We start from the raw sequence: 25,107 nt of genomic DNA on the forward strand, positions 1-25,107 counted from the left end.
TAAGTCCGTGGCAAGTCCATCCAAAGGAACGAGGGGCTGTATGAAGAACGGGGCAGTTCTGGCTGGCGCGCTCGCGCTGGCCGTATCGACGGGCGCCAGCGCCCAATCCACGACCGCATCGGGCCTGCTTCGGCAGATCGGTGGGGCCCTTTCAGGAAAGTCCGGCTCGCAGGCCAAGGTGTCCCACCCCCTGTACGCCGAACCTGCCGGGATGTACTGGGACCTGGACGGGGACACCCTTGATGGTGCTCAGCACCTTCGCGAAGGGCTCTCCTCCACCGGCGCGCAAGGGATCGACATGTGCGACATGGGCCTGCTGGCGATGGCCCATTCCGCCTACCAGTTGAGGCCTGACAAACGGCAGTGGTGCTTGCGGCAGGCGTGGGTGGCCGCAAAGAGGACGACGGGCAGTAAAGAGGCGGAGCCGCCTGCGGCGGTGATCGAGCAGCGCTTCGGGCCTGCTTTCGACGCACGGCTGGAGCGGTTCAAAGGAATTCGGCGGTATGCCGTTCGCCCGAACTTCAAAGCGCTCGGTGGGGTCAGCTACAACGCGGATCGGGGCGTCATGGAAGTGTTCGTGCCGATGCCGCAGATCTCGCTTGCTGGCTTGAGTGTCACGGGGAAGAACTTCGTCCCTTGGACCCGCAAGACCCCCACCGGCGTGTCCAGCCCTCCGAACGCGGGGCGCTACCGGTTGCTGATCCGGATGGACCTCGCTGAAGCGGCCAACCTCGCGCGGCAGGGCCGGTCGTTCCAGGACGACCGTGTGGTCTTCTCGGTCAATCGGGTTTGGATCGACGGCACGGAACCCAAGATGGACGTGACCGTCGAGAAAGTGAGCTTGGGCTACCGGAACGAAACGATCGAAGTGGACGTCACCAAGAACCAAGGAGAAGGTGCATGAAGCGTGGAATGGTGGTCGCCGCGGTAGCAGCTGTTGCCATGATCGCCTGCGGTAAGGCAGAACAGGGACCGTCGGTAGAGCAGGTTGCAAAGGGGTACGAGCAGTATTTGAACGCGAACCTGGTGGCCGAGCTGGGGCAGCGCGTGGAAGTGCGAGGCTGGGACAACTTGAGCGCCGACTGTAGTCAGACCGGGCCCGAGCGAACGACGTGCGTCACGGGCGGCACCCTCGATGTGATTGGTTTCCAGGGTGGGCGCCAGCTGAAGGAAGAGCCTGCGCCTGTGCCTGCCCGGGCAGACCTGGTGTTTGAAAAGCGGGCAGGGCAGTGGGTGCTCATCGACGCACAGAAGAAGCCCTGATCCGCCTCTGTAACCCGCCCTCGATTTCGCTCATTTGGAGGTTCCATGAATGCCCATGTCGGCTCTCACTCAACCGCGTCCCATATGCAGTGGGGCCTGCTTGCACCCGCAACGGTCCTCCTGGGCGGTGCTGGCCTGCTCGCCTTCGCAGGCGGTGCAGAAATTTCTGGAGAGCTGGGGCTTGCCTGGCAGGCTGTGGCGGCGTTCTCGGCTGGCGTTGGCGTGCTGGCGCTCCTCCTGCTGCTTTGCGTGCTGAACTGGCGGGCGGCGCGCGTTCGGGCAGCCAGGGCGGTCAATCCCTTCTTGGAACCGAGGCGCGGGGGCTTTTGGAAGGGGGCACTGATGGGGACGCTGGTCGTGGTCGCGATCCAGCTGGCGAGCATCGGTGTGGGAATCTTCTACCCCGGTCTGATTGAATCGGAACGCAATTTCTTTGTTTCCGTCCCGCCGCTGGCGCTGGCCGCCCTCTACACCGTCTTCCCGATTGCGCCACTGGTGGGCGGGTTGATCGGGCGCGCGTGGCGCGCCACCAGTCTGTAGGGCGGGCCACGAACTTCTAAAAACCGTCAAAGGGAGGGGAAATGTCGCCTTTGGGCGGTCCGCAAAAGACGCCGCGACGATGGCCGCCTACGTCCCTCGATGCTCGATCAGCGCCGTCCGGTAGTTCTCGCAGGCGTCCCTGAGGCCCGTTTTGGCCGCAGCGATCAACGCGTCGGTGCCCATGCGGGCGGTGTTCCGACACGGCTGCAGCCGCTGGAAGGTGGCCTGGCGTTACCCGGGGAACCATTGCGCGGGCGTCCGGGCAGCTTCGAACTTGACGCCGTATTGGAGGCCGGCCGGCTGCAGGCGGCCTACCTCAACAAAAGCGTGGGGCGGACCGTTGCCGGGGGACGGATGCTGGTCGCTGTCCTTGTAGAAGCACAGGTAACCATTTCCGAGATCGGGACTCTCTGACGTCCTTTTGCGGCGCTCCACTATTTATCGACCTGCTATGGCTGACCAAGGTCAGCCCAGGGCTCCCTAGGTGGTTCAGGGCTAGACCTGAACAAGCTGAATGAAAAGGCCGCGAGTCTTTCTTGACACCCATCGATCATCGGCATAGCCTACCAACCACTAGGTAGGCATAAGGGCCAATCAGATGGACATCAAACAGTTCGACGGTCGCAAGTTGTTGGTCGTGGGTGGCACCAGTGGGATCGGCCTGGAGGTCGCCCAAATGGTGGCCGAGCAGGGCGGCGCGGTCGTTGTGGTCGGCAATCGCCCGGAAAAGGCAGAGGTTGCGCGCCAGCAGTTGGCGGCCGTAGCGGGGGAGGGCAAGGCAGCTGCTTTCGCCGCAGATCTCTCGAACCCGGAAAGCGTGCAGACGTTGCTTGCAAAGCTGGCGGCGGAACACAGCGACATTGACCTCCTCGTCAACACGGCAGGCATCTTCTATCCGAAGGCATTCTTGGAGCACTCGATTGAGGACTACAACAACTTCCTCGACCTGAATCGCTCGCTGTTCTTCATCACCCAGCAGGTGGCCGCTTCGCTGGTCGCGCAGAAGAAGCCGGGTTCGATCGTCAACGTCACCGCTGTTGCGGCCCGCCAGGCCATCGAAACGGTTACAGCCCCGGCTTACTCGATGGCCAAGATGGGGTTGGATGCAATGACCAGGCACGTTGCTGCAGAGCTGGCGGAGCACGGCATCCGCGTGAACGCAGTCAGCCCCGGCATGGTGGAGACGAGGATTTTTGAGCGGTTTATTCCTGGCGAGCAGCTTGCGGGCGCGTTGGATGGCTTCAAGAACTTCCATCCGCTCGGCCGCAATGGCACACCGCGCGATGTTGCAGAGACCGTCATCTTCCTGCTGTCGGACAAGGCCTCCTGGGTTACCGGCGCGGTGTGGGACGTGGACGGTGGCGTCATGGCTGCTCGCAAGCTCGGCAATTAAACCAACATACAAAGGTGATCGAAATGGAAAAGAAGTGGACCGAAGAGCTGAAGTCGCTCATCAAGCGTGTCAGTGGCTTCAACAAGGCCAATGCCCCTGTGGCCAGCGCCTTCCATAAGCTGGAGCTCGCTACCCGTGAGGGCAACGTGCTGGACGCCAAGACGCATGAGCTGATCTCGCTCGCGGTGGCTGTGACCACCCGTTGCGATGGGTGTATCGCTGCACATGCCGGCGCGGCCAAGAAGGCCGGGGCGACCAAGGAAGAAATCGCCGCTGCCCTGGGCACCGCCATCGCACTCAATGCCGGCGCCGCCTATGTCTACTCCTCGCGCGCTCTTGAGGCGTATGACGAGATTGGTGCGTAAACCGCAGCCCAACGACGGCAATGAGGTTGTCGTTGGGCATTGACTAACTACCATGTGGTAGGTAGAGTTGATCTCATCAAAGTGGAGGTATCGAGATGGCCGTTGGCACACGCGACGCCCTGGTTCACACCGCTGAAAACCTGATGCGAACCCGCGGCTACAGCGCCTTCAGTTACGCGGACCTCGCTGAGGTTGTCGGCATTCGCAAGGCAAGCATCCATCACCATTTCCCGACCAAGGAAGACTTGGGCGGGGCAATCGTGGAGGACTACATTGAACGTGTCCGCACCGAGTTCGATCGTGTTGAGGTTCAGCACAGCGATGTGGTTGCCCGCCTTGAAGCCTTTTTCCAGATCTTTAAATCTGGTGACGACGGCAAGTTGCTCCCTCTATGCGGGGCGCTGGCTGCAGAGATGTCCGCGTTGCCACCGAGCATGCAGCAATTGACTCAGCGGTTCTTTGAGATGCAGCTGACCTGGCTCACCCGAATGCTGGAGCAAGGCATCAAGCTCAAGCAAATCCCCAAAGGCAGTGGCGCCAGGCAGAAAGCATTCCTGCTTCTCAGTGTTCTGGAGGGCTCCAGCTTCATCAACTGGGCCACCAAAGACGCCGACTCGTTGCAGCCAAGTGTCATCAGGCTGATCGTCGAAAACGCCTGACCTTATCGCGGTGCTGCCATCAAGCACTGAGGGCTCGCACGGCATTTTTTTACAGATTCTTAGCCTACCGACTGAATGGTAGTTCGCATCTGCTCGGATTAATGGAGAGCGTCATGAAAACGGTCAAGGTGGACATCTGGTCGGACTACGTCTGCCCGTGGTGTTGGATTGCAAAAAAGCGCTTTGAAAAGGCGGTGGATGCGCTGGCAGGACAGGTCCAGGTTGAGGTGACTCACAAGGCCTATCGCCTTGCGCGAGGTGTCAAGCCGATGGACTACAAGACCGCGTTGTATCAGAAGCTGGGCGGGCCGGCGGGCGCAGATCGGATGATGGCGGCCGTCAGCACGAATGGCATCCTGGAAGGCTTGGTCTACAACTTCGACACCATGCGTTTCGGTGATACGACGGTTGCGCATGCGCTGGTCAAGAGTATCCGCTCCCCGGTCGTGGCCCAGCTGCTGAGCGAGCGCATCTACAAAGCAGCGACCACCGATGGCATCGACATCTTTGACCAGGACGTCCTGGCGTCGCTTGCCAAAGAGGTCGGCGTGACGGACACCTTGTTCGAGTTCGACTCTGAGCGCATCGCCGCTGAGATCGGACGCGATGAAATGGATGCAAACCAGATCGCCAACGGCGTGCCGTTGTTCTTGTTCAACAACAAGGTGTTTGTCTCCGGCGCTCGAGAAGTGGACGTATTTGAGCGCGCCATCCTTGAAGCGGCCCGTGAGATGCCAGCTCCAATGATTGTCGCCGGCGAAGGCGAAAGCTGCGGCATCGATGGCTGCGCGCACTGATTTCTTGACCGTCTAAGCAACAGAACTGCTCAGCCAAATCCCAATTCGGTCATGCCCCGGCCTTTAGCGCCCGGATGACCCACCGCGCGTGAGCGCACTCAGAAAGGAACTACGAAAATGACCAACAAGCCCAATGGTATCGACGTCGCCGCTCTTCAGGAATTTGCCAAAGGCGTCGCTGAAGACGCATCCAAGCGTAACGCCCGCTTCAACGTAAAGACGAAGTGGGACGGCCAGACCCGTTCTGTCGCCACGGTCAACCATTACTCGATGGCCGGGGTGAAACACGAGCGCCACTTCGAGATTGCTGCCGATGAGCCGACCGAACTGCTCGGTCAGAACTCGGCTCCCAATCCGCAGGAGCTGCTGATGGCAGCACTCAATGCCTGCTTGACAGTGGGCTACGTGGTGAACGCAGCGGCCATGGGCATCACCGTCCACAGCCTGGAGATCGAGACGGACGGCGAACTGGACCTGCGTGGCTTCCTCGGTTTGGACGAAAGCGTCAACCCGGGCTACGACGAGGTCACCTACGTGGTGCGTCTGAACACGGACGCCTCGCGCGAGCGCCTGGAAGAACTGCACGCGGTGGTGACCAAGACCTCGGTGAACCTGGCCAACTTCTCCAAGGCGATCCGCATGGTCTCCAAACTGGAAGTCGTCGAAGGCTGAGCCTTCAACTGGTCGGACCCTGCCTAACAATCAGCAGCCCCAGCGTGGGGCTGCACACCCATTAGAGATGCCGCTATGAACAAGCTGTTTACCTCCTTCGATCTGTCCGGCCTTCCGCTGGCAAACCGCGTCGTCATGGCACCAATGACCCGCACGCGCACCCCGGAGAACATCCCCAGCGAGCTGACTGCGCTCTACTACGGTCAGCGCGCCTCGGCCGGCCTGATCATCACCGAGGGCCTTCCCGTCTCCGACGAGGGGCGTGGATACTTATACACGCCCGGCCTCTACACCGATGAGCAGACCGAAGGCTGGCGTAAAGTCACCGATGCGGTGCATGCCAATGGCGGCAAGATCTTTGCCCAGCTCTGGCACGTCGGTAGGCTGTCGCACGTCTCGCTGCAGCCGGGCAACGTCGCGCCGGTGTCGTCGGGCGACGTGCCGGCGACCACCACGATGGTCTATGCATGGGTCGAGCCTGGCAAGGAAGGGCCGGTGCTGCCGAGCAAGCCGCGCGCCCTGACCACCGATGAGGTCAAGCGTGTCATTCAGGACTTCGCCTCGTCTGCGCGTCGTGCGATGGATGCGGGCTTCGATGGCGTCGAACTGATGGCCGCCAACGCGTTCCTGTTCGACCAGTTCCTGAGCAGCAAGCTCAATACCCGCACCGACCAGTATGGTGGGTCGATCGAGAACCGTCAGCGTCTGCTGCTGGAAACCATCGACGCGGTCGCGGCTGAAATTGGCGGCGAGAAGGTGGGCGTTCGCGTGTCCCCGTTTGGTCGCATCTACGATATGGAGGCCTTCGAAGGCGAGGCTGAAGCGTGGGCAAGCATGGCCTCGGCTCTGAACGAGCGGACCCTGGCGTTCGTGCATCTGAACTACCAGACCACGATCTCGGCAGCGGGCACGCCGGCTGGCTTCGGCGCCGCGTTCCGAAAGGCATATCAGGGCACGCTGATCGGTGCAGGTGGGTTCACCCAGGAACTGGCCGAGGCGGAACTGGCCAAGGGCGAGCTCGACCTGATTGCGTTCGGCACCAACTTCATCTCCAACCCCGACCTGGTGGAGCGGATGAAGAACGGCTGGCCGCTGGCAAAGCCTGATCCGTCCACCTTCTACGGCGTGATCGGAGCCAAGGGTTACACGGACTATCCGACCTACGATGGCGCTAGCGCCGCCGCAGAAGTCGTCTGATCAACTACCCCGCTAATGCGGGCCACAGATGAGGTGTGACATGGCAACCCGTAGCACGACAACCTTCGACTTCGAGTCCGACGTCATTGAAAGCAAGACGCCGGTGCTGGTGGACTTCTGGGCCCCTTGGTGCCCGCCTTGCCGAGCCATCGCGCCTTCCTTGGAAGAGCTATCCGATGAGCTTGAAGGCAAGCTCCACGTGGTCAAGGTCGATATCGATCAGAACCCGGAGTTGGCTCAGCGATTTGGGGTGCGGTCCATCCCCACCTTGAAAGTGTTCGTGGATGGCAAGGTCGCCAAGGAGATCGTCGGCGCGATGCCTAAGCAGGCTTTGCACGAGCAGATCGCTCCGTTCGTAAAGGGCGAGTAAGCCACAACCAAGCGGGCGCCCTCTATGGGGCGCCCGCCTAGCAAAGAAGGTGAAGCGATGAACACGTCCGTGCCTTCATGGGTTGGGAAGGTGGAAGAAGTGAACGCCATGGGATTCAACCGCATTGCGCGCTCTACAGCCGATCCTCTTCTGCTCTACATAGGGGCACCATGGTGTCCTCCCTGCAAGACGATGGAGCCTGCTTTCGCTACCGCCGCCGAGGCAATGGGCACAAAGGCCCGATTCCTCAAGGTGAATGCAGCGACGGATCCGCAGCTGTTGGACTCGTTGAAGGTCGCTGCTGTGCCGATGCTCCTGATGTATGACGAGCAAGGTCAAGAAGTAGGCAGGCTCCTGGGCTCGTTGTCCGCACCGCGTATCGCGCAGTGGGCTCAGAAGCGACTCGATAGCGCACGCCAATAGTCGACAACCGAATACTCCGAAATGTTCGAATCGGCCGTCCACAAGTTGAGGTCGATTCATTCTCCGCTGATCGTGCTGCAGGCAACTGCAATGCGCTGGCGAAAAGAGGTCTCAGATGACTCGTATCAAGGTTGATGTCGCCATCATTGGCGCCGGCAGTGCCGGAATGACAGCCTACCGCGCGGCCAAAGCGCATACCGACAGCATCGTGGTGATTGAAGGTGGCGTCTACGGAACCACCTGTGCGAGGGTTGGCTGCATGCCGAGCAAGCTGCTCATCAGTGCCGCAGATGCTGCTCATATGCTGGCGTTGGCGCCGAGCTTTGGCGTCATGCCCGGAGCAATCAAGGTCGACGGACGGGAAGTAATGGCTCGGGTGCGCCGCGAGCGCGATCGCTTCGTCGGCTTCGTTGTGGAGTCGGTAGAAGCGTGGCCGGAGGAGCACCGCCTGCGCGGCAAGGCGACGTTCCTCTCCCCTCATGAGCTTTTAGTCGGGTCATCCACCATCGTCGAAGCTGATCGCATCGTTGTAGCGACAGGATCCAGCCCCTTCGTTCCGGAGGGATGGCGTGAGGCTTTGGGCGACCGGCTTCTTGTGAACGATGACGTTTTTGAGTGGACTGATCTGCCCAGCTCAGTGGCCGTTGTTGGCAGCGGGGTCATTGGCCTTGAGTTGGCACAGGCCCTGCACCGCCTTGGAGTGACGGTTCGCCTTTACGGTCGCAGCCGGCTCATCGGACCGCTGAGCGACCCAGTGGTTGCGGCGGAGGCCACACGCATCTTCTCTGAAGAAGTTCCTGTGAGCCTGGGCGCAAAGGTCAAACCCTCGCTCACCGAGGATGGTCGAGTATTGGTGGTCTCAGAAAGCGCTGACGGTGTTCGCAGTACCGAGACGTTTGACTACCTGATTGCGGCGACAGGTCGTAAGCCGAACATGCTCGGAATCGGCCTGGACAATGCCGATATCGGTTTGGACAGCTACGGGCTGCCCATCGTCGACCGGGCTACCGGTCAGAGCACCTGCCCGCACATCTTCGTTGCCGGGGATGCCAATGGGATGGCCGATATCCTTCATGAGGCCGCCGACGACGGCCGCATCGCAGGCGACAACGCGGGCCGCTATCCAAACGTGCGCCCACGGCCGCGCAGGGCACCACTGGGGATCGTGTTCTCCAACCCCCAGATCGCGATGGCGGGCGCCACCTTCCGGCAGTTGACCGAGAGTGGCGCGGCCTTTGAGGTTGGAGAGGCATCGTTTGCTGATCAGGGGCGCAGCCGGGTCATGCTGGAGAACCACGGGGTAATCCGTGTCTACGCCGACAGCGCCACAGGAACCTTCTTGGGTGCAGAGATGGTTGGCCCATCGGCCGAACACATTGGCCACCTGCTTTCGTGGAGCGTTCAGCGGCGAGATACCGTCCAGCAGATGATCGACAGTCCGTTCTATCACCCGGTTGTCGAGGAAGGTGTTCGGACGGCTTTGCGTCAAATACAGCGCAAGCTGGTCATCCCACCGCCACCGCCGGAAGCCTGTTTGGATTGCTTGCCAGGCTCTTGAGTAGAGAGGTGCGGTCGACCCGGGGGCCAGCAGAATCCTGATGGCTCTCTCCGGCATTGGGATCTGCTCCCCGGCTAGCTCAGGGCCAGCCGCTTCGGGGCAGGGCGCCGATATCCTCCTGTCCTCAAAACCGTAGGCGATGTTCACTATGCACTTGCCACGTTGTCCAGATCGGCTGCCGCCCCGCAGACTTCGTCGGGGCTAGCTGCATGGTTCAACCGCCTTGTCGCATCCAGGCGAACATGTGCGGCACGTAATCGGCTTTTCCCAGCGGCACACCGTTGTGGCGCAGGATGCTGTAAGCGGTGATCAGGTGAAAGTAGAACTGCGGCGTGGCCCAGTTTGCGGCGTATTCGCCTCCGTTCATGTCGAAGGCAAGGCCGTCAGCCAGCTCGATTGCCACTTCACGCGAGGCGCTGGCATCGATGACCGCTGCGTCGACTGCGGCCAAGTGGCCCAGTGTCTGATCGATCAGCGCACGCGCCTGATCCATGTCGTGGGGTGCATGAAGTGACGGCAACGGCTCTCCACTGAGTCGGCAGCCCGCTTCGCGTGCCTGGGTGCAGGCGAACTGTATCTGCTTGGACAGCGGGTGCATGTCCGGCGCCAAGCGCGCTGAGAGCAGGTTGCGCGGGTCATAGCCGATGGCCAGCGCATGTGCGTCGGCCTTGTCCAGCTGGCCTTTGAGCGCGCGAAGCATCTGCGCAAAACCGCAGATGGTCATTTGATGGATGGTCATGGTGCTTCCTAGTGCTTAAGACAGGGCTTTGTTGTGAATGGCGCGGGCGTTGGCCTGCTATCGACCATTATTCACTGGAAGCTGCCTACCGAGGGATCGCAGAGAACTGTCCATCGTGGAACAGAGACGAAACGCCTGCTTGAGTGGCCCATAGGTCTGGCACGGCAACGGAGCTCAACACCGTATGGAACCATACGCAGGTTCCGAGCCGCTCTGCATTGGCTGCAAGGCCTGCGCGCCACGCAAGGGGTAGACATGGTGATGACGTTTAGGACAACAAGCCGCGGATGTCAGGCTTGGGATTCAGAAAATTGCAAAGGACTGGGGTTAGAACTACTGTTCTCAAGCAGTCTCCGGAGACGTAGAGATGCCAGTCAGTGCGGTTGGCGCAAAGGCGCTCGAGTTGGCGCAACACGAGTGCTCAGCTATCGCTGCAGCGCTGCGCCCGGGCGCCGGCGTCCATGAATCCGTGCATGGCGCGCGCAAAGGCATCCGGCGGCTGCGGGCTTTGCTGCGGCTTTTCGATGCCTCCGATCTGGATCTGGCTACAGAGGACCAACGCCTCCGTAGGATTGGAAAGGGCCTCTCGGCCTTACGAGACAGCCATGTTGTGATCGAATCGGCGCGAGGGATGGAAAAAAAGTATCCAGACTTGCCATGGGGAACGATTCTGCGAAGGCTGGATGCCCGACGTGAGCACGTGCTGGCAGCGGAGCTCGACAAGGACCCAAGCTTTGCCCGCCGTCGGAAGGCAGTTCAGAAGGTGGCTGAGCTACTGAGCACGCAGCCTTGGCCCGAGGTGAAGAGCGATGCGATCTGGGCTGGCTATAAGCGCAGTGAGCGACGTGTGGTGAAGGTGCGAAAGAAAGCGGCTGGCTCGGACGACGTCGAAGTCCTCCACCGTTGGCGAAGGGCGGTGCGCAGGCTGCGTATGCAAATAGAAGCCATGCAGGCCCTCGGCGTGGATGTTTCATCTAAGAAGGCGGTTGGGAAGGCCAAAGTGCTTCACCAGCTCAGTGACCGCCTCGGGCGGCGCCAGGACCTGCGGATGCTTCGCAATTTGGTTAGGGTAATGACTGGCATCGAGCACCGAAAGCTGCTCATCGCGGCCATTGAGGAAGAGTTGGCCCGTGCGGTGCCTAACTGAGTTCGTGAACTCAACATCAGGCTCAAGAGTCAGTCCTTTGGCGTCTAGAGAGGGCCCTAAAGAACCGGAGCGCCCGGCCGATACCCGGTTTTGGAATGCACTAATTACTGCGGGAGCGGAGCGCTCACATCCGAGTCTGGAGATTCCAAGGACAGGATATGGCCGTTCTGCGGATCGCTGGCCGCCAAGAGGCAGCCGCCCAGGACGTGTTCGCTTTCCATGATTCCATATTGCCAGCCGAGTTCGGTGCTTAGGAAAAGGCAAAATAGGGGTTGGAGCTGCCCTTCCTCAAGGTTCTCTAGCCGGCTAGAGAGCCCTTCATGATTGAATATTTCTAGCCAATACACAAATAAACCGCCGCAGTTGAGGTTGTTCTTGATACGGCGAAAGGAAAGGAAGTCAAGTGGCTGACTACAGGAAAACTCTGACGTTTGAGGTCATCGGCGGCGAGCGGGGCATCTTCTTGCAATGCAATAAATCCGAGGCCGTATCCCAAGTGTTTCGTTTGCTTCCAAAAGGAGCAGCCCAGGCTGTCTTGGGTGAGGTGAAGGTGTGGCACCCTCGAAAAGGTGATGAGAAGGCCAAGCCCAAGAATATTCATTTCGTCATTAAGGACGAGGGTGTGTATGAGGTCACCAATCAGCCGAAGTTGGCAGGCTTCTACCTGTTTACAAAGGCATCGGGCGGTCGCATGACCTATCTGGCGATCAGCTCGGCGGAGAGGACTGCGCTCCTGGCAGCCCCGGCTGGAGCAAATCTGGAATCGATGCTCACTGCCTTGAGAAAACCGTAGCTTGCTTGGATATAGCGTTTCCGTAGCAGGAAGCCATCTGGGGTGGCGCCACGTCGAAGCTTCACGCGGAAGAACGGCTCAATGCCAGTGTGTTCCCAGCGGTAGCTGAGGGGGGGCCAACCTGGTTCGATTGAGCGATGGGGTCCGAGCTTTAGGCTGTCATTGATCCCAAGGCGCCTGCTGCCAGCGCCTTAGTAGGAAGTCGCTGAAGGCCGTCAGTCGGCGGGGCACAGGCTCTCGCCGCGCCCGCACGACGCTGATCTTCGAGGGGATGGCCTCCCAGTCCGGCAAAACGCGCACCAAGCGACCGTCGCGGAGTTCCTCGTGGATGTCCCAGGTTTCGCGTAGCGAGACGCCCAGTCCGGCAAGGCACCAAGCGTGTAGGACGTCGCCGCTGTCGCTACAGAGCGTGCCGCTGACCGTGACAGACTTCTCCCGCCGGCCCTTACGCAGCGGCCAGGTGTCTTGCAACAGCCCCGGATAGGCGAACACCAAGCAGTTGTGCCGCTCCAGATCTTCCGGCTGAGCGGGCTGTCCATTCACTTTTAGGTAGGTGGGAGACGCCGCAAGAATCCGCCGGTTGTCGGCCACGCGCCTCGCCACCAGGCGTGAGTCGGCCAGTTCGCCCATGCGGATCGCCAAGTCCAGATCGCCGCTATACAGGTCCTGCACCTGATCGGACAGGCGCAGGTCGAAGCCGACTCGGGGATGTAGACGACAAAAATCGTGGATCGCCGGGGCCACGAACTTGCGCCCGAACGGCATGGGGGCCGTCAGGCGGATGATGCCGCTTAGTTCTTGGTTGCCGCCGGTCGCCAGTTCCTGCACTTCCTCCAGCACCGCTAGGGCCACGCGGGCACGCTCAGCGATTGCCCGCCCTTCGTCGGTGATGCGCAAGTTGCGGGTGTTGCGCTCGAACAGCGTGGTGCCCAGCGCCTGTTCTAGCCGGGCGATCTGCTTGCTGACCGTCTTGGGCGCGAGGTGCAGGTCGCGTGCGGCGGCGGAAAAGCTGCGCCGGTCCACCACATGCACGAACACCGCCAGATCATCGAGATTGCGCAGAGCCATTTGGGCCATTTCGGGGAAAGTGTTTGTCTATTTTGGTCATTTTAAGGATATATCGGATTCCCCAGAATGAGTTCCTTACCTCGCATACCGCAACGCGCACGCTCCCCTTGGAGGTGCCCGGCGAGGTGCACCACCCGCACCCAGGAGCCTTTCGATGACCCAACGCATTCTCTTCGTCCTGAGCAGCCACGACCGCAAGGGGCCGACTGGCGCCGCCGACACGGCTCCTGGTGGTTTCCGTGTTTCCAAAGCCTCGCATCCGCATCGAGTGCTGGCTGACGCGCGCTATTACGACGGCCTGCCGTTCCCGCTTGCCGATGCCGTGCAGGAACGCGGTATCCGGCAATGCCCGAACCGAATCTTCAGCAGAAGGGGGTTAGCCAGCGAGAGGCTGGTGCTGGACCAGAACCCGGCTTCGGCCAAGGGTGTGGCCGAGGCGATGCTGCCACTGCTGGCAGCGGCATCCGTGGGTCGGATCTAAGCCATGAACGAGCGCATGCCTTTCGTCATCTACGTCTTCGCGCTTTGCGCGTTCGCACTGGGTTTCACCGAGTTCGTGACCATCGGGCTGGTCTCCACCATCTCCAGCCACCTGCATGTCAGCGTGGCCCAAGTCGGCACGGCGGTCACGGCCTACGCGCTGGGCGCGGTAATCGGCGCGCCGGGCCTGACCGCGCTGGCGAGCCGCTGGCCGCGCAGGCCGCTACTGCTGATGGCGATGGGGCTGTTCACGCTGGGCAACGCGGTGGTCAGCTTGTCGGATGCGCTGACGCCTTTGCTGATTGCTCGCTTCGCCTCGGGCCTGGGGCACGGCGTGTTCCTCGCCGTGGCCTCGAGCGTTGCCACGCAATTGGCGGGCCGGCATCGGGCCGGGGCGGCAGTGGCTGTAGTGTTCGGCGGCCTGACCTTGGCCCTGGCGTTGGGCGTTCCTCTTGGCACCTACCTGGGCGCCGTGCTGAGCTGGCAAGTCATCTTCATGGCGGTGGCCGCGAGCGGCGCGATTGGTTTCCTCGGCCTGTTTGCCCTGATGCCGACGGATCGGAACGACGGCTCGGCGCAGGCCAACGCGATGGATGGTCTCAAAGCCATATTCAATCCGCGTCTGCTGGCCGGAGCCGGCATCACTGTGTTGGCCTATGCCGGGTCGTTCGCGCTCTACACCTACATTTCCCCGATCCTGCTGCAGGTGACGAACGCCAGCGAGAGCACGGCCAGCCTGTTGATGCTGGGCTATGGCGTGATGGCTGCCATTGGCAACATCTGGGGCGGACGCCTGACCGACCGCAAGGGTGCGGACTTCGCCGTGATGACCGTACTGGTCGGCTTGGCCGTAGCGCTGCTAGCGATTTGGGCATCGGCACCGTCGTTGCCGTTGATGGTGTTGCTGACGGGCCTCCTGGGTGCGCTGACCTATGCGGCGGTGCCCGCCTTGCAGGCGCGGGTGATCGGGCTGTCGCAGGTCCACGCGCCGCAGGCGCCGGCGGTGGCGGCTGGGCTGAACATCGCCGGATTCAATGGCGGTATCGCGCTGGGTTCGATGCTTGGCGGTGCCAGCTTGGAGGCGATGGGGCTGACCAGCACGGCGTGGGTGGGTGCGGTTGCCGTTGGCCTGGGGATCCTCTGGATGCTCTGGCAGATGCGGCGTCCGGCATTTCAGGTTGAAAGACTTATGACCTGATCATTCCGCTGGCACCGGTTCGTGCCGGCGGGCGGCGCAGGCATCTATCGCGGCAGGCGCCACAAATGGGGCGATGTTCATGGGAAAGCTCATGGCGCGAGCCCTCATTTTCCGGTGCGAGTTGTGAGAGCCGAAGCCGAGCTTTCCTTCATTGGGCTGTTTTTCTGGATTATCTATCCAGTCAGACGCGGATTATCGCTTGGCAGGAGACGCCTAAGCTCAACTCTCCGTGATTCGTGAAGGAGATTTTCCATGGCAGACCATTCCATCCGGGGCAAGGTTGTCCTCATCGCCGGCGGCGCCAAGAACCTCGGCGGCCTGATCGCCCGCGACCTGGCCGCGCAGGGCGCAAAGGCCGTGGTGATCCACTACAACAGCGCCGCCACCAAGGCCGATGCCGACGCCACCGTCGCCGCGGTGCTGGCCAGTGGTGCGCAGGCCGTGGCGTTGCAGGGCGACCTGAGCACGGCCGGTGCCGTCGAAAAGCTGTTCGCCGACGCTGTCGCGGCGGTCGGCAAGCCCGACATCGCCATCAATACCGTCGGCAAGGTGCTCAAGAAGCCCATGGCCGAGATCAGCGAGGCCGAGTATGACCAGATGACGGCTGTCAATTCCAAGACCGCCTTTTTCTTCCTCAAGGAAGCCGGCAGGAATCTCAACGACAACGGCAAGATCTGCACGATCGTGACCTCGCTGCTGGGCGCCTTCACCCCGTTCTATGCCGCCTACGCAGGCACTAAGGCGCCGGTGGAGCATTTCACCCGCGCGGCCTCCAAGGAGTTCGGTGCACGCGGCATTTCGGTCACGGCCATCGGCCCGGGCCCGATGGACACGCCTTTCTTCTATCCGGCCGAGGGCGCCGATGCGGTGGCCTACCACCAGACGGCAGCGGCGCTTTCGCCCTTCAGCAAGACCGGCCTGACTGACATCGAGGATGTCGTGCCCTTCATCCGCCACCTGGTGAGCGACGGCTGGTGGATCACCGGGCAGACCATCCTCATCAACGGTGGATACACCACCAAGTAGGCATCTACGCCCGCCGCCGGGGCCTGGGCCCGGGCGATAGTTGAACTTTGGAGGGCATAGCCATGCAAGCGTCTGACCTGAAAGTTGAAACCCGCATCGGCGTGAAGCGCAAGCCGCGCCGCATCCTGTCGATCGTCTCCAATACCGCCCAGCTGAAGGGCTTTGCGGTGGGCTTCTTTGGCGAAGAGATGACCCGCGCCTTCCTGATGTTCACAGAAGCCGGGCATCGGGTGGACCTGGCGTCTCCGGAAGGCGGGGAGGTCATGATTGACACGCACAGCGACCCGCGCACGCCCGGCGGCCCCTACGCCGACGACCTGGTCACCTTGGGCTTTGTCCATCACGCCAGGTTTGGCGCACTGCTCAAGCAGACGCTGCCGATCAGTGCGGTGAACGTGGACGACTACGACGCGGTGTGGGTTGCCGGCGGGGGCGGGCCGCTGCTCACCTTCAAGGACGCCCCGGCGTTGCACGCGCTGATCGCCGACTTCTACGAGAAGGGGAAGGTCGTCGCCTTGATCTGCCACGGCGCTTGCCTCCTGCTCTGGACGCGGCTGTCCGATGGCAGGTTGCTGGCCGAAGGCAAGACCTGGACCGGCTTCAGCGACGAGGAGGAGGACGAGGTCAACAAGGCCTTTGGCATGACCCTGAACGACTACACCATCCAGGGCGAAGCCGCCCGGATCCAGGGCACCACCTACCGCTGCCGGGGCGCGAACGAACCGTTCGCGATCCGCGATGGCCGCTTGATCACCGGGCAGCAGCAGTACAGCAGTGGGCTCACCGCCGAGCTGGTGCTCGATGCCCTGGACGAGTAGGGTCGTTGTGCATGGCGGGCACCGGCATGGGCGGCGCCGTCGGTCTTCTTTGCTGGGTTGCGCGCTCAACAGGAAACAGAGGAGAGGGGACATGCACGTACTGATGGTGATGGCCGCAGGACTGCTCCTGCTGGGCGTATTCGTCCTGTTCGGCTGGCTCTGGGGCGCGAACGCGGCAGGCATGGTGCTGGCGGCCAAGGTCTTCGTGCCGGCCTGGCTGGTCGTGGCCGGTGTCAATATGTGGGTGGGCGTGGCGCATGCCGGTTACAGCGTGCGCGATGAGCTTCCGATCCTGCTGCTGGTCTTTGCGGTCCCCGCGGTTGTTGCCGGCCTCATCGTCTGGCGCCTTTCGCATTCGTGAAGAACAGGATGACAGCCATGTCCAGCAGGCCCGGTTCGGAGCATCCGCTGTTACGCCATCGCGATGGCCACCACGCGCGGGTGACCTACGAAGAGCTGTTCTTTGATCTGGTCTACGTCTTTGCGGTGACCCAGCTCAGCCACGAACTGCTGCACAACCTCACCGGCGTCGGCGTGCTCGAAACGCTTATCCTGTGGTTCGCGGTCTGGCTGGGGTGGCAATACGCCTGCTGGGCCACCAACTGGTTCAATCCGGAAACACCGCGCATCCGCGGCATGATGTTCGTGACCATGCTGCTCGGGCTGGTCATGGCGGCCAGCATCCCGATGGCATTCTCCGATCGGGGGCTGATGTTCGCCGGCGCCTACGTGGCGATGCAGGTCGGAAGAACGGCTTTCATCGCACTGCAATTGCGCGGCGGGCATCCGTTGGCGCCAAACTACCACCGCATGCTGGGCTGGGTGTCGATCTCGGCGGTGTTCTGGATCGCCGGGGCACTGGCGCAGCATGAGGCGCGTGCGCTGTTGTGGCTGGTTGCCGTTCTTTGCGAATACGTCTCGCCCATGTTCGGCTTTGCCCTGCCGGGGATGGGCCGTTCGCACACGCAGGAATGGACCATCGAGGGCGGCCACCTGGCCGAGCGCTGCCAGCTGTTCGTGATTGTGGCGCTGGGCGAGACGGTGCTCGCCAGCGGCGCCACCCTTGCCGCTGCGGCCACCTGGGATGTACCGGTGGTGCTGGCGCTGTTGGCCACCTTCATCGGCACATTGGCCATGTGGTGGCTGTATTTCGGCACGTCGAGCAAGGATGCGACGGCCGCCATCACACGCTCGGACGACCCCGGACGCATCGGCGCATATTTCCATTACGTGCATGCCATCCTGATTGCCGGGGTCATCGCCTCGGCGGTCGGCAACGACCTGGTGCTCGCCCATCCCCATGCCCGTCCCGGTCTGGCGCAGACGGCCATCCTGCTTGCAGGGCCGGCGATCTACCTGCTGGGCAGTGCCATCTACAAGCGGGTGGTCTATGGCGTGGTGCCAGCGTCGCACCTGGCCGGCGTGCTGATGCTGCTGGCCTTGGTGCCGGTGGCATGGGTCGTGGATTTGCTGGTCATGGGCTGGCTGACCACCCTGGTCGTGCTGGTGGTGAGTTTCTGGGAGGGGCGCCTGCTGCGGGAGCGTCGCCGCAACGACAGGGGATGAGGCGTTTCCCGTAGGGCGGCTTCCCGGCGCGAGCGGGTTTTGTGGAAAAGGATGAATGGACAAACTCGATCAGTACCGCATCTTCGTCCAGGTTGCCGAGATGGGGAGTTTCATCAAGGCCGCCCATGCGCTGGACGTGCCGCGCGCGTCGGTGTCCGCTGCCATTCAGCAACTCGAATTGGCCATGGGCACGCGCCTGCTGCACCGAACGACGCGGCAGGTGCGGCCTACAGCCGATGGCGTGCAGTTGCTGGAGCGGGTACGCCTCTTCCTCTGCGACGCCGAAGACATCGAGCAGCTGTTTCATGCCAGCCAACGCAGGATCTCCGGACGGCTCAACGTGGACGTGCCTAGCCGCATCGCGCGTCGGCTTATTGCCCCCGCGCTGCCAGGATTTCTGCGTCGCTATCCCGGTCTCCAGTTGGCATTGGGCTCGACCGACCGTGCGATCGATCTGGTGCAGGAAGGGGTTGACTGCGCCGTGCGGATTGGCGCGCTGCATGACAGCAGCCTGGTCGCCCGTCCCCTGGGGCATATCGCCCTGATCAACTGCGCCAGTCCGGCCTACCTGCGGGAGCATGGCGTGCCCGCCAGGCCGGAGGATCTGCTCCAGGCGCACCTGTGCGTGGGCTACGCCTCGCCCTCCACCGGGCGCGAACTTCCTTGGGACTACGTTGTGTCGGGCCAAGAACTCCTGGTCGCCGTACCCAGCCGCGTTATCGCCAACAACGCCGAAAGCTACATCGCCTGCTGCGTGGCGGGGATGGGGTTGATCCAGATTCCCAGGTTCGATGTCCAGCATCTGCTCGACAGGGGCGAACTTGTGGAGGTCATGCCCGACTTTCGCGCCGCGCCGATGCAGGTATCGCTTGTCTACCCCAATCGCCGGCAGCGTTCGCGCCGACTCAACGCCTTCATCGAGTGGTTTGAGGCCTTGGTGCGGCCCCACTTGGACCTGTGAGGCCGGTCTAGGACAAGGAGTGGAGCGCAGGGACCAGCCTTGGTTGACTGTGGATGGAGCAGAGATGGGCGCATTGGATCATGCGATATCCATACCGCGCCCATGAGAGTGGGCCGGGAAACGGCAGCAGTGGGCGACCGGTAGGCCAGTGGAGCCAATCCCCGGGCGCGAGCGGCAGGAAGTAGACCAGCAGTTCATTCGCGCTTACCCGGATCTTTGGCGCGAGGTCGCCGGTCGTTGGCCGCAGGGCCTAAATCGGCGTCACCTGTTCGCCCTGCGGTGCCAGGACGGCGATCAGTGCGCCACTGCCCAGCGCCTCGGCCGCCAGCCAGGTCGGCAACTGCTAATTCCCAGCTATCTGGCGCCGCTATCCGCAGGCCTCCCGTCACTGATGGAATAAGGGTGAGCGGGCCGAAGGCGCCTCAAGCGCGTCTTTCGTTCACGGCGAAACCAATCAACTGATCTGGTGAAATTCGGCAGGGGGGGCGCGTTGGCGCCCACCAAGACCTGGCTCGATGTCGAGCGGGCGTTGACTGTGCCGGATGCTTGACCGTCTTCACAAGATGCGGCGGCCTATTCCAGCATGGCGCAGCAGCCCCCGCCAATACGCCAGCGCGGCCGTATCAAATGCGGAGGTCTTGAACACGCCGGAGTTCCTGCTGAGAGGGCCAAGACTCCTAGCATCCCCTCCACCGGGAGAAGGAGGGGGCTTGAGGCGTTCCGTGCAAAATTAACATATATGTTTGCAAATGCACGCATTTGGGTATACTATATGTTTATGTCGAAAGCTTCCCGCGCAATCCAGCAACTCCCACCGTCTACCGCAGCGGCAATTGAGAAGCTGGGGGCGGACTTGGCTGTGGCCCGATTGAGGCGCAGAGAGTCCCTTAAGGCATGGGCCCAGCGACTGGGTGTTTCAGTCCCTACGTTGCTTCGCCTTGAGGCCGGCGACCCCTCCGTAAGTTTGGGCATCGTGGCCACAGCTCTTTGGCTCATTCAGCGAGACGATGATCTGGGGGAGTTGGCCAGCCCTGAAACAGATCTGGGGGCGGTGGAGCTAAGCGTTCGAGACGCGATTGCGCTAGGTCGTGCACGCGCCAAGGCATCTGCCGAGGCTCGGGTGAGCCGGCGGGGGATGAAGGATGAAGATGAAATTTGATCAGCTTTATCTGTGGTGCGTAGTTGACCCATCTCAACCGAGATATGTCGGTGAACTGAGTCTGATGAACGTCGGGAAAGGCGTTTCTTTGAGGCATGGCGAGGAGTGGAGAAAAAGTGGCTTTGCTCTCAGTGAAGATTTACCTCTCGAGCGCGACATGGAGTTCGTGCCACCCACACGATTGCAGGGTTCTGCGAGGGCTGTAGGTGCAGTGGACGATGCCAGGCCAGATCGTTGGGGGGAGAAGGTCATCCGCTATGTGGACAAGCCTGATCGTCATTCGCTGATGGAGTACTTGTATCTAGCCGGTGACGATAGGTTCGGCGCCTTGGGAGTTTCCACTCATCCCGGCGAGTACCTTCCACACAGACAGGGCCCTCTTCCTCGCCTAGAGGACGCGCAGACGTTGAGTGAGGCCGCAGCGAAGATCGAGAATGCTGAGTCGCTTAGCGTTGTAGAGCAGCGAATCATAGCGGCCGGGGGAAGCCCTCTGGGCGGTGCCAAGCCCAAGGCAGTCATCCAGATCGGTGGTGCCGAGTGGGTGATCAAGTTCTTCAATAATGAACCGGTGGATGCGCCGTTGGTTGAGCACGCTTCGATGACACTGGCTTCGCGTGCTGGGATAACTGTAGCCGAGACAAAGGTCATCCCGCTGGACGGAACGAACGCCGTTGCCATACATCGCTTTGATCGCGAGATGGGCAAGCGAATTCATAGCCTATCGGCCAGTACGGCAATCCGTGCGGCAACAACCGGCGTCCCAGACTTGGGCTACCCGGCATTGGCTCTTATACTTCGCCGAAAAGGAGTGTCTCGGGGAAACCTCCATGAGGCCGACGCGAGGGAGCTTTTTCGGCGGATGGTGTTTAACATCCTGATCGACAATACAGACGATCATGAGAAGAACCATTCACTATTGGTTCCAGATCCTGGTTTAGGTCAGCTTCGACTGGCGCCTGCTTACGATGTTTTGCCAACGAACTCCGGTCAAGGGATGCAGGAGTTCCGCTGTGGAACCTCTGGCCATGACTCAACGCTGGACAATGCAATGTCGGAATGTTCCGCTTTCGGATTGACCGCTGAGGCTGCTGCTGCGGAGGTGGTGAAAGTTATTGCAGTTGTCGATACCTGGCAGGAGCACTTCCAACAGGCTGGGGTTTCAGCTCGCGACATTGAGGAGCTGGCTCGAAGTGTGGATAGGCCGCATCTCCTCAATCAGAGGCGCCAGTTCGATCCGCTTGTATTCACATCGAAGTTGAAAAGGAAGAGAAAGCGTAGCTCCTTCCAGGATGGGGTCGAGCGAACCTAAATGGCTTGGAGCGCCGTGCTGATGGGTTCTGGCTCTTGGGTTGGACGGAGCAGGACGCTATCGGTGCCGTTCTCTTTGATTGACCGAGTCCGCCATTCGCTTACCGGCGTCAGCATGTGCCGGACATCACCGAAATCACCGACGCTGCTATTCCATCTCAAGTTGCTCGGCTGGTCTGTGGTAACCGCGATCCTCACGTTAGTGCTGGAAAGCTACAAAGTCCGGTTGCCTTGCAAAGGGTGGTCGACCTCTGGTGGACTTCTCAAATAGCTATGTCTACGAAGGGCGCCTGCGTAACCCTCTGAGCGGTAGGCCAATGCTTCATGCGAGCGCTCCTACGGCGTAGTCGTCAAGTCATTTTTCCATTCGAGCCGCGCGGGCCTCTTCCTGCAACCAGTGTGCAAACGCTTGCACTGGACCGGCAGTCAAACCGATCGGTTCGGACAGCACCAGGCAGAACGTCTTGGACACCGCCTCGCCTTGCGGCCATGGCGCCACCAGCCGACCTTGCGCCAGCTCTGCCTCCACGTAAAGGCGTGGCACCAGAGCAACCCCGAGGCCTGCAAGCGCTGCTTCAATCAACATCGCATGGAGGTCGTAGCGTGCTCCCACCGCTGGGTTGGTGAGGGATATGCCTGAATCCTTGGCGTAGCGCTGCCAAGCATCAGGGCTTTGTCGTCGGTGTAGCCGCGGCAGTTGATCCAGCGGGACGCGAGCCTTTGCGCCCTTGATGAGCGCGGGATGGCACACCGGCACCAGCACTTCCTGCAGCAGCGGGTAAGTGCGCATACCCACCCAGGCTGGGTGCTCGAAGTGCACGGCGGCGTCGAATCCACTGCCGGCAAGCGCGAACGGGGCAGTGCGCTCGGAAAGGTGCACGGTGATGTTCGGGTGTGCGCGGCTAAACGCGGGCAGGCGAGGGATAAGCCATCGCAACGCGAAGGTGGGCGTTACGGCAATGTCCAGGTTTGCAGCGTCCTTCGGTTGGCCCATCAGGTATTGGCTGTCCCGGTCCAAGCGGTCCAGTGACTCGCGGACTTGGGCGGCGTATCGCTCGCTATTGGGCAGCAGGCGGACGCGATTGCCGACCCGCTCAAATAGGGGGACCCCCAAGAAGGATTCCAGCCTACCGATCTGGCGGCTGATGGCCCCCTCGGTGAGGGAAAGCTCTTCCGCTGCCCGCGCGAAGCTGCCGTGGCGGGCGGCGGCCTCGAAGGCGGTCAGGGCGGTGCTGCTGGGAATCTTCCTGCGCATGGGGATTCAGCGTGATCTTTTGTCACTGAAGCATACCGAAACGTCGATTTGATGTGAGCTAATGCAGGCCTAGCATGACGGGACATCAACAAGGGGCGCGCGCACAAGCCGGCCCAGGAGTGTTCCCATGATTTACGCCGTTGAATGCAGCTATTCCGACTCCGCCAGCGAGGAGGAATGGAACGACTTCTACAGCCTGCACAAACTGCCTGCGCTCATTTCCGTGCGGGGGTTCCACACCTCGCAGCGCTTCAGGGCATGTGGCGCAGGGTGCCCGGCCTACCTTGCCCTTCACTCGATAGACGGCCTGGAGGTCCTGCAGGGGGACGAGTATGCCCGGAAGGGCGGGGGCAACTTCGCGCGCTGGCAGCAGCACATCACCGACTGGCATCGCAACCTATACAGTGGCTTGGATCGGGCCCCCGCCGTCGAACAGGGCGATTGCCTGCTGGTGAGTCGCGTCGGCCCTGAGCCGCTCATTGAGATGGGGACTGCATTCGAGGCCTTGCATGCGGTTGCGCTCGATCACGCGCCCGCAGCGCTCTGGCTTGCGAGCGTCCCGGCGGGGCAAGTTCCGGTCGTGGAGTCCCTTCCTGGCGGTGTGCACGCGTATACGCCCATGACAGCACAACTCAAGTGCGTGTCCGAGGCAGGCCGGTCAGGGGCGGAGCCGCACCCAAATGCCTAGGCTCTCGATCTACTTCACCGAGGAGCGGATGCCGGCGAAGGACAGTCTGGACGCGCTCACTGAGCAATGCGCGGTGCTGTGCACGGACGTGCTGGGTGCTGCGTTGGACAACGTGCACATCCTTTACCTGGCTGCGCGGCAGGGACGGGGCCATCCGGCGTCCGCGGAACTGGCCTACCGACTGGGACCGGGTAGGACGCCCGAGCTCATGGACGCATTCATGCGGCAGCTCGATCTGGCCATCCAAGACCATGCAGGGCTGACGGCGCGCATCCGTTGCTTTGGCTACGCCAATGATGCCCTCCACGCACGAAACTGACGAGCAGCCATGAACGCATCCATCGTTGAACGGGCTCTACCCACCCTCCAGATCGGTGGCTTCCTGATCCAAGCGATCAGCGATGGCCATCTGACCGCCAGTTTGGATCTGCTCTCCCACATTGATCCGGCCGAGGCCGCGCAGCTACAGCTGAAGGCAGGGGTCAGCGACCCGTCCTCGATCCACATCAACACCTACCTGGTGCGGGGGAAGGACCGCACGATCCTCATCGACGCCGGTGCCGGGGGGATCAAGGGCTGGGGAGGGGAACTGAGGGTCAATCTGTTGCGAGCCGGTGTGCAGCCCGCGGATGTGGATACGATCCTGCTCACGCATGCGCATCCTGATCATGTTGGCGGTCTACTCGATGCTCAAGGTTACCCCGTCTTCGCCAATGCGGAGCTGCTCATACACCCACGCGAGCTGTCCTTCTGGGAGGACGACGGCAACCTTGCCCGCAGCAATGATCGTGCCCGGGGCAACTTTCTGCTCGCACGGCAGGTGTTCGCCGGATATCGCCGCAACCTGCGCTTGTTGGCCGAGGGCGATGTACTGCCCGGTATCAGTATGGTTCCGCTGTCAGGCCATACGCCAGGGCACACCGGCTATCGGGTGGAATCGGAGGGCTGCAGTGCGTTGATCTGGGGTGACATCGTGCATTTTCCCCACATCCAAATTGCCCGGCCCGACGTATCCATCGCATTCGACCAGGATCCGCAGCGGGCTGCAGCGGCCCGTTCAGCGCTTTTGGATATGGTCAGTGCAGATCGGTTGATCGCGGCCGGCATGCACTTGGGTGAGCTGGGGTTTGCTCGCATCCAGCGCATCGGAAGGAGTTATGCCTTCACCTACGCCGGATGAAGAAGGACTGGTTGTTGTAAGGGCAGCGTCCGCTCCTGGCCGAAAGCAGCCGTCCAGGACGGCGCCTAGAGTCGGAAACAAACTATGCGCTAAGCCGAGCACATTGCGAACCGCGATCCCAACAGGGCTAGTCGTTCCTGCTGGCCAGATAGTGCTCCCCCCAGGACTTCATTGCTTCCAGCGTCGGTGCCAGCGTGGTGCCTAGCGCCGTCAACGTGTATTCAACGCGTGGTGGAACTTCTGCGAACACTTCGCGTCGAACGATGCCGCTTGCCTCAAGCTCGCGCAGCTGCAAGGTCAGCGAGCGCTGGGTCACTCCGCCGATCAGTTTTCGCAGTTCCCCAAACCGTTTGGTTCCGCTCAGCAGGTAGTGAACGATCAACGGCTTCCACTTGCCACCCGCGATGTCCACGGTGATTTCTACGGCACATCGGTACTCGGGAGGGGCGCTACGGGCCATGACTGCTCCAATGGGATACTTTGT

General features: G+C 61.7%; 29 protein-coding genes. 25 read left to right on the forward strand and 4 right to left on the reverse strand.

Annotated features, from left to right (window positions below; all coding sequences use genetic code 11):
* Positions 1–40 precede the first annotated feature (40 nt).
* The 12 genes from K5L94_RS06205 (at position 41) to K5L94_RS06260 (ending at position 9,237) form a co-directional block, all read left to right on the forward strand.
* Positions 41–904 carry a hypothetical protein gene (locus tag K5L94_RS06205; protein ID WP_188238822.1) on the forward strand — a complete coding sequence of 288 codons (864 nt, stop codon included), beginning with the start codon at positions 41–43 and terminating at the stop codon, positions 902–904.
* Positions 901–1,263 carry a hypothetical protein gene (locus K5L94_RS06210; RefSeq protein WP_274512255.1) on the forward strand — a complete coding sequence of 121 codons (363 nt, stop codon included), beginning with the start codon at positions 901–903 and terminating at the stop codon, positions 1,261–1,263. The genes K5L94_RS06205 and K5L94_RS06210 overlap by 4 nt, the downstream gene beginning before the upstream one ends.
* Positions 1,264–1,308: 45 nt before the next feature.
* A complete protein-coding gene (locus tag K5L94_RS06215; protein ID WP_237707036.1) occupies positions 1,309–1,803 on the forward strand; it encodes an ABC transporter permease in 495 nt (164 codons plus the stop codon).
* 598 nt (positions 1,804–2,401) lie between these two features.
* Positions 2,402–3,196, forward strand: coding sequence for an SDR family NAD(P)-dependent oxidoreductase (locus K5L94_RS06220; protein WP_262223722.1), 795 nt, complete (start codon positions 2,402–2,404; stop codon positions 3,194–3,196).
* Positions 3,197–3,219: 23 nt separating this feature from the next.
* Positions 3,220–3,561 (forward strand): carboxymuconolactone decarboxylase family protein, encoded by a 342-nt coding sequence (locus K5L94_RS06225; protein ID WP_057496160.1) that lies wholly within the window; start codon positions 3,220–3,222, stop codon positions 3,559–3,561.
* A gap of 95 nt (positions 3,562–3,656) precedes the next feature.
* Positions 3,657–4,220: a TetR/AcrR family transcriptional regulator gene (locus tag K5L94_RS06230; protein WP_057496159.1), complete on the forward strand. Its 564-nt coding sequence runs from the start codon at positions 3,657–3,659 to the stop codon at positions 4,218–4,220.
* A gap of 113 nt (positions 4,221–4,333) precedes the next feature.
* Entirely contained in the window at positions 4,334–5,017 is a 684-nt protein-coding gene (locus tag K5L94_RS06235; RefSeq protein WP_059033625.1) for a DsbA family oxidoreductase, read from the forward strand.
* A 117-nt stretch (positions 5,018–5,134) separates the two neighbouring features.
* The gene (locus K5L94_RS06240; protein WP_059033628.1) at positions 5,135–5,689 is read left to right on the forward strand and encodes an OsmC family protein; all 555 of its coding nucleotides are present in this window, start codon (positions 5,135–5,137) and stop codon (positions 5,687–5,689) included.
* Positions 5,690–5,764: 75 nt separating this feature from the next.
* Positions 5,765–6,886: an alkene reductase gene (locus K5L94_RS06245; RefSeq protein WP_274512256.1), complete on the forward strand. Its 1,122-nt coding sequence runs from the start codon at positions 5,765–5,767 to the stop codon at positions 6,884–6,886.
* Between the two features lie 40 nt (positions 6,887–6,926).
* The gene (gene trxA / locus K5L94_RS06250) at positions 6,927–7,256 is read left to right on the forward strand and encodes a thioredoxin (RefSeq protein WP_274512257.1); all 330 of its coding nucleotides are present in this window, start codon (positions 6,927–6,929) and stop codon (positions 7,254–7,256) included.
* A gap of 57 nt (positions 7,257–7,313) precedes the next feature.
* Positions 7,314–7,679, forward strand: a complete 366-nt coding sequence (locus tag K5L94_RS06255; protein WP_080356154.1) for a thioredoxin family protein — start codon at positions 7,314–7,316, stop codon at positions 7,677–7,679.
* Positions 7,680–7,794: 115 nt separating this feature from the next.
* A complete protein-coding gene (locus tag K5L94_RS06260) occupies positions 7,795–9,237 on the forward strand; it encodes a dihydrolipoyl dehydrogenase (protein WP_274512258.1) in 1,443 nt (480 codons plus the stop codon).
* A gap of 214 nt (positions 9,238–9,451) precedes the next feature.
* On the opposite strand, the gene K5L94_RS06265 is transcribed toward K5L94_RS06260, so the two are convergent.
* Positions 9,452–9,976, reverse strand: coding sequence for a DUF1993 domain-containing protein (locus K5L94_RS06265; protein ID WP_274512259.1), 525 nt, complete (start codon positions 9,974–9,976; stop codon positions 9,452–9,454).
* A gap of 367 nt (positions 9,977–10,343) precedes the next feature.
* On the opposite strand from K5L94_RS06265, the gene K5L94_RS06270 reads away from it, so the two are divergent.
* Entirely contained in the window at positions 10,344–11,123 is a 780-nt protein-coding gene (locus tag K5L94_RS06270) for a CHAD domain-containing protein (RefSeq protein ID WP_100434254.1), read from the forward strand.
* 403 nt (positions 11,124–11,526) lie between these two features.
* Positions 11,527–11,916, forward strand: a complete 390-nt coding sequence (locus tag K5L94_RS06275) for a hypothetical protein (protein ID WP_235652054.1) — start codon at positions 11,527–11,529, stop codon at positions 11,914–11,916.
* A gap of 159 nt (positions 11,917–12,075) precedes the next feature.
* Here the strand turns inward: K5L94_RS06275 and K5L94_RS06280 are convergent, their stop codons facing one another.
* Complete coding sequence (locus tag K5L94_RS06280; protein ID WP_181406124.1) at positions 12,076–12,984, reverse strand: LysR family transcriptional regulator; 909 nt, start codon at positions 12,982–12,984, stop codon at positions 12,076–12,078.
* A 154-nt stretch (positions 12,985–13,138) separates the two neighbouring features.
* Here K5L94_RS06280 and K5L94_RS06285 point away from each other — a divergent pair, with 154 nt between their 5' ends.
* The 8 genes from K5L94_RS06285 (at position 13,139) to K5L94_RS06320 (ending at position 21,501) form a co-directional block, all read left to right on the forward strand.
* Positions 13,139–13,465: a type 1 glutamine amidotransferase family protein gene (locus K5L94_RS06285; RefSeq protein WP_100434257.1), complete on the forward strand. Its 327-nt coding sequence runs from the start codon at positions 13,139–13,141 to the stop codon at positions 13,463–13,465.
* A 3-nt stretch (positions 13,466–13,468) separates the two neighbouring features.
* Positions 13,469–14,662 (forward strand): MFS transporter, encoded by a 1,194-nt coding sequence (locus K5L94_RS06290; protein ID WP_274512260.1) that lies wholly within the window; start codon positions 13,469–13,471, stop codon positions 14,660–14,662.
* A gap of 252 nt (positions 14,663–14,914) precedes the next feature.
* Positions 14,915–15,688, forward strand: a complete 774-nt coding sequence (locus K5L94_RS06295; protein ID WP_100434259.1) for an SDR family oxidoreductase — start codon at positions 14,915–14,917, stop codon at positions 15,686–15,688.
* A 101-nt stretch (positions 15,689–15,789) separates the two neighbouring features.
* The gene (locus K5L94_RS06300) at positions 15,790–16,506 is read left to right on the forward strand and encodes a type 1 glutamine amidotransferase domain-containing protein (RefSeq protein WP_274512261.1); all 717 of its coding nucleotides are present in this window, start codon (positions 15,790–15,792) and stop codon (positions 16,504–16,506) included.
* A 91-nt stretch (positions 16,507–16,597) separates the two neighbouring features.
* A complete protein-coding gene (locus K5L94_RS06305; RefSeq protein ID WP_180889536.1) occupies positions 16,598–16,867 on the forward strand; it encodes a hypothetical protein in 270 nt (89 codons plus the stop codon).
* A gap of 17 nt (positions 16,868–16,884) precedes the next feature.
* Entirely contained in the window at positions 16,885–18,072 is a 1,188-nt protein-coding gene (locus tag K5L94_RS06310; RefSeq protein ID WP_274512263.1) for a low temperature requirement protein A, read from the forward strand.
* 55 nt (positions 18,073–18,127) lie between these two features.
* Positions 18,128–19,033, forward strand: coding sequence for a LysR family transcriptional regulator (locus K5L94_RS06315; RefSeq protein WP_274512265.1), 906 nt, complete (start codon positions 18,128–18,130; stop codon positions 19,031–19,033).
* Between the two features lie 1,142 nt (positions 19,034–20,175).
* On the forward strand, positions 20,176–21,501 hold the full coding sequence (locus tag K5L94_RS06320; protein ID WP_274512266.1) for a type II toxin-antitoxin system HipA family toxin: 1,326 nt from the start codon (positions 20,176–20,178) through the stop codon (positions 21,499–21,501).
* A gap of 354 nt (positions 21,502–21,855) precedes the next feature.
* On the opposite strand, the gene K5L94_RS06325 is transcribed toward K5L94_RS06320, so the two are convergent.
* Positions 21,856–22,755, reverse strand: coding sequence for a LysR substrate-binding domain-containing protein (locus K5L94_RS06325; RefSeq protein ID WP_274512267.1), 900 nt, complete (start codon positions 22,753–22,755; stop codon positions 21,856–21,858).
* 127 nt (positions 22,756–22,882) lie between these two features.
* Here K5L94_RS06325 and K5L94_RS06330 point away from each other — a divergent pair, with 127 nt between their 5' ends.
* Genes K5L94_RS06330 through K5L94_RS06340 form a run of 3 tightly spaced genes read left to right on the forward strand, consistent with a single transcriptional unit; the run spans position 22,883 to position 24,623 of the window.
* Complete coding sequence (locus K5L94_RS06330) at positions 22,883–23,443, forward strand: sugar ABC transporter (RefSeq protein WP_141057194.1); 561 nt, start codon at positions 22,883–22,885, stop codon at positions 23,441–23,443.
* A complete protein-coding gene (locus K5L94_RS06335; RefSeq protein ID WP_141057193.1) occupies positions 23,436–23,762 on the forward strand; it encodes a hypothetical protein in 327 nt (108 codons plus the stop codon). Before K5L94_RS06330 ends, K5L94_RS06335 begins: the two co-directional genes overlap by 8 nt.
* Before the next feature lie 9 nt (positions 23,763–23,771).
* Positions 23,772–24,623, forward strand: a complete 852-nt coding sequence (locus K5L94_RS06340) for an MBL fold metallo-hydrolase (RefSeq protein WP_100434267.1) — start codon at positions 23,772–23,774, stop codon at positions 24,621–24,623.
* A 127-nt stretch (positions 24,624–24,750) separates the two neighbouring features.
* Here K5L94_RS06340 and K5L94_RS06345 read toward each other — a convergent pair whose 3' ends face one another.
* Entirely contained in the window at positions 24,751–25,083 is a 333-nt protein-coding gene (locus tag K5L94_RS06345; RefSeq protein WP_274512269.1) for a winged helix-turn-helix transcriptional regulator, read from the reverse strand.
* Positions 25,084–25,107 lie beyond the last annotated feature (24 nt).

Source organism: Stenotrophomonas forensis (assembly GCF_028752115.1).
Lineage (GTDB): Bacteria > Pseudomonadota > Gammaproteobacteria > Xanthomonadales > Xanthomonadaceae > Stenotrophomonas > Stenotrophomonas forensis.

Bases quoted from the DNA above. Each gene is read 5' to 3' on its own strand.
- K5L94_RS06205 (WP_188238822.1), top strand. From the start codon at position 41: ATGAAGAACGGGGCAGTTCTGGCTGGCGCGCTCGCGCTGGCCGTATCG.
- K5L94_RS06210 (WP_274512255.1), top strand. From the start codon at position 901: ATGAAGCGTGGAATGGTGGTCGCCGCGGTAGCAGCTGTTGCCATGATC.
- K5L94_RS06215 (WP_237707036.1), top strand. From the start codon at position 1,309: ATGAATGCCCATGTCGGCTCTCACTCAACCGCGTCCCATATGCAGTGG.
- K5L94_RS06220 (WP_262223722.1), top strand. From the start codon at position 2,402: ATGGACATCAAACAGTTCGACGGTCGCAAGTTGTTGGTCGTGGGTGGC.
- K5L94_RS06225 (WP_057496160.1), top strand. From the start codon at position 3,220: ATGGAAAAGAAGTGGACCGAAGAGCTGAAGTCGCTCATCAAGCGTGTC.
- K5L94_RS06230 (WP_057496159.1), top strand. From the start codon at position 3,657: ATGGCCGTTGGCACACGCGACGCCCTGGTTCACACCGCTGAAAACCTG.
- K5L94_RS06235 (WP_059033625.1), top strand. From the start codon at position 4,334: ATGAAAACGGTCAAGGTGGACATCTGGTCGGACTACGTCTGCCCGTGG.
- K5L94_RS06240 (WP_059033628.1), top strand. From the start codon at position 5,135: ATGACCAACAAGCCCAATGGTATCGACGTCGCCGCTCTTCAGGAATTT.
- K5L94_RS06245 (WP_274512256.1), top strand. From the start codon at position 5,765: ATGAACAAGCTGTTTACCTCCTTCGATCTGTCCGGCCTTCCGCTGGCA.
- trxA (WP_274512257.1), top strand. From the start codon at position 6,927: ATGGCAACCCGTAGCACGACAACCTTCGACTTCGAGTCCGACGTCATT.
- K5L94_RS06255 (WP_080356154.1), top strand. From the start codon at position 7,314: ATGAACACGTCCGTGCCTTCATGGGTTGGGAAGGTGGAAGAAGTGAAC.
- K5L94_RS06260 (WP_274512258.1), top strand. From the start codon at position 7,795: ATGACTCGTATCAAGGTTGATGTCGCCATCATTGGCGCCGGCAGTGCC.
- K5L94_RS06265 (WP_274512259.1), bottom strand. From the start codon at position 9,976: ATGACCATCCATCAAATGACCATCTGCGGTTTTGCGCAGATGCTTCGC.
- K5L94_RS06270 (WP_100434254.1), top strand. From the start codon at position 10,344: ATGCCAGTCAGTGCGGTTGGCGCAAAGGCGCTCGAGTTGGCGCAACAC.
- K5L94_RS06280 (WP_181406124.1), bottom strand. From the start codon at position 12,984: ATGGCTCTGCGCAATCTCGATGATCTGGCGGTGTTCGTGCATGTGGTG.
- K5L94_RS06285 (WP_100434257.1), top strand. From the start codon at position 13,139: ATGACCCAACGCATTCTCTTCGTCCTGAGCAGCCACGACCGCAAGGGG.
- K5L94_RS06290 (WP_274512260.1), top strand. From the start codon at position 13,469: ATGAACGAGCGCATGCCTTTCGTCATCTACGTCTTCGCGCTTTGCGCG.
- K5L94_RS06295 (WP_100434259.1), top strand. From the start codon at position 14,915: ATGGCAGACCATTCCATCCGGGGCAAGGTTGTCCTCATCGCCGGCGGC.
- K5L94_RS06305 (WP_180889536.1), top strand. From the start codon at position 16,598: ATGCACGTACTGATGGTGATGGCCGCAGGACTGCTCCTGCTGGGCGTA.
- K5L94_RS06310 (WP_274512263.1), top strand. From the start codon at position 16,885: ATGTCCAGCAGGCCCGGTTCGGAGCATCCGCTGTTACGCCATCGCGAT.
- K5L94_RS06315 (WP_274512265.1), top strand. From the start codon at position 18,128: ATGGACAAACTCGATCAGTACCGCATCTTCGTCCAGGTTGCCGAGATG.
- K5L94_RS06320 (WP_274512266.1), top strand. From the start codon at position 20,176: ATGAAGATGAAATTTGATCAGCTTTATCTGTGGTGCGTAGTTGACCCA.
- K5L94_RS06325 (WP_274512267.1), bottom strand. From the start codon at position 22,755: ATGCGCAGGAAGATTCCCAGCAGCACCGCCCTGACCGCCTTCGAGGCC.
- K5L94_RS06330 (WP_141057194.1), top strand. From the start codon at position 22,883: ATGATTTACGCCGTTGAATGCAGCTATTCCGACTCCGCCAGCGAGGAG.
- K5L94_RS06335 (WP_141057193.1), top strand. From the start codon at position 23,436: ATGCCTAGGCTCTCGATCTACTTCACCGAGGAGCGGATGCCGGCGAAG.
- K5L94_RS06340 (WP_100434267.1), top strand. From the start codon at position 23,772: ATGAACGCATCCATCGTTGAACGGGCTCTACCCACCCTCCAGATCGGT.
- K5L94_RS06345 (WP_274512269.1), bottom strand. From the start codon at position 25,083: ATGGCCCGTAGCGCCCCTCCCGAGTACCGATGTGCCGTAGAAATCACC.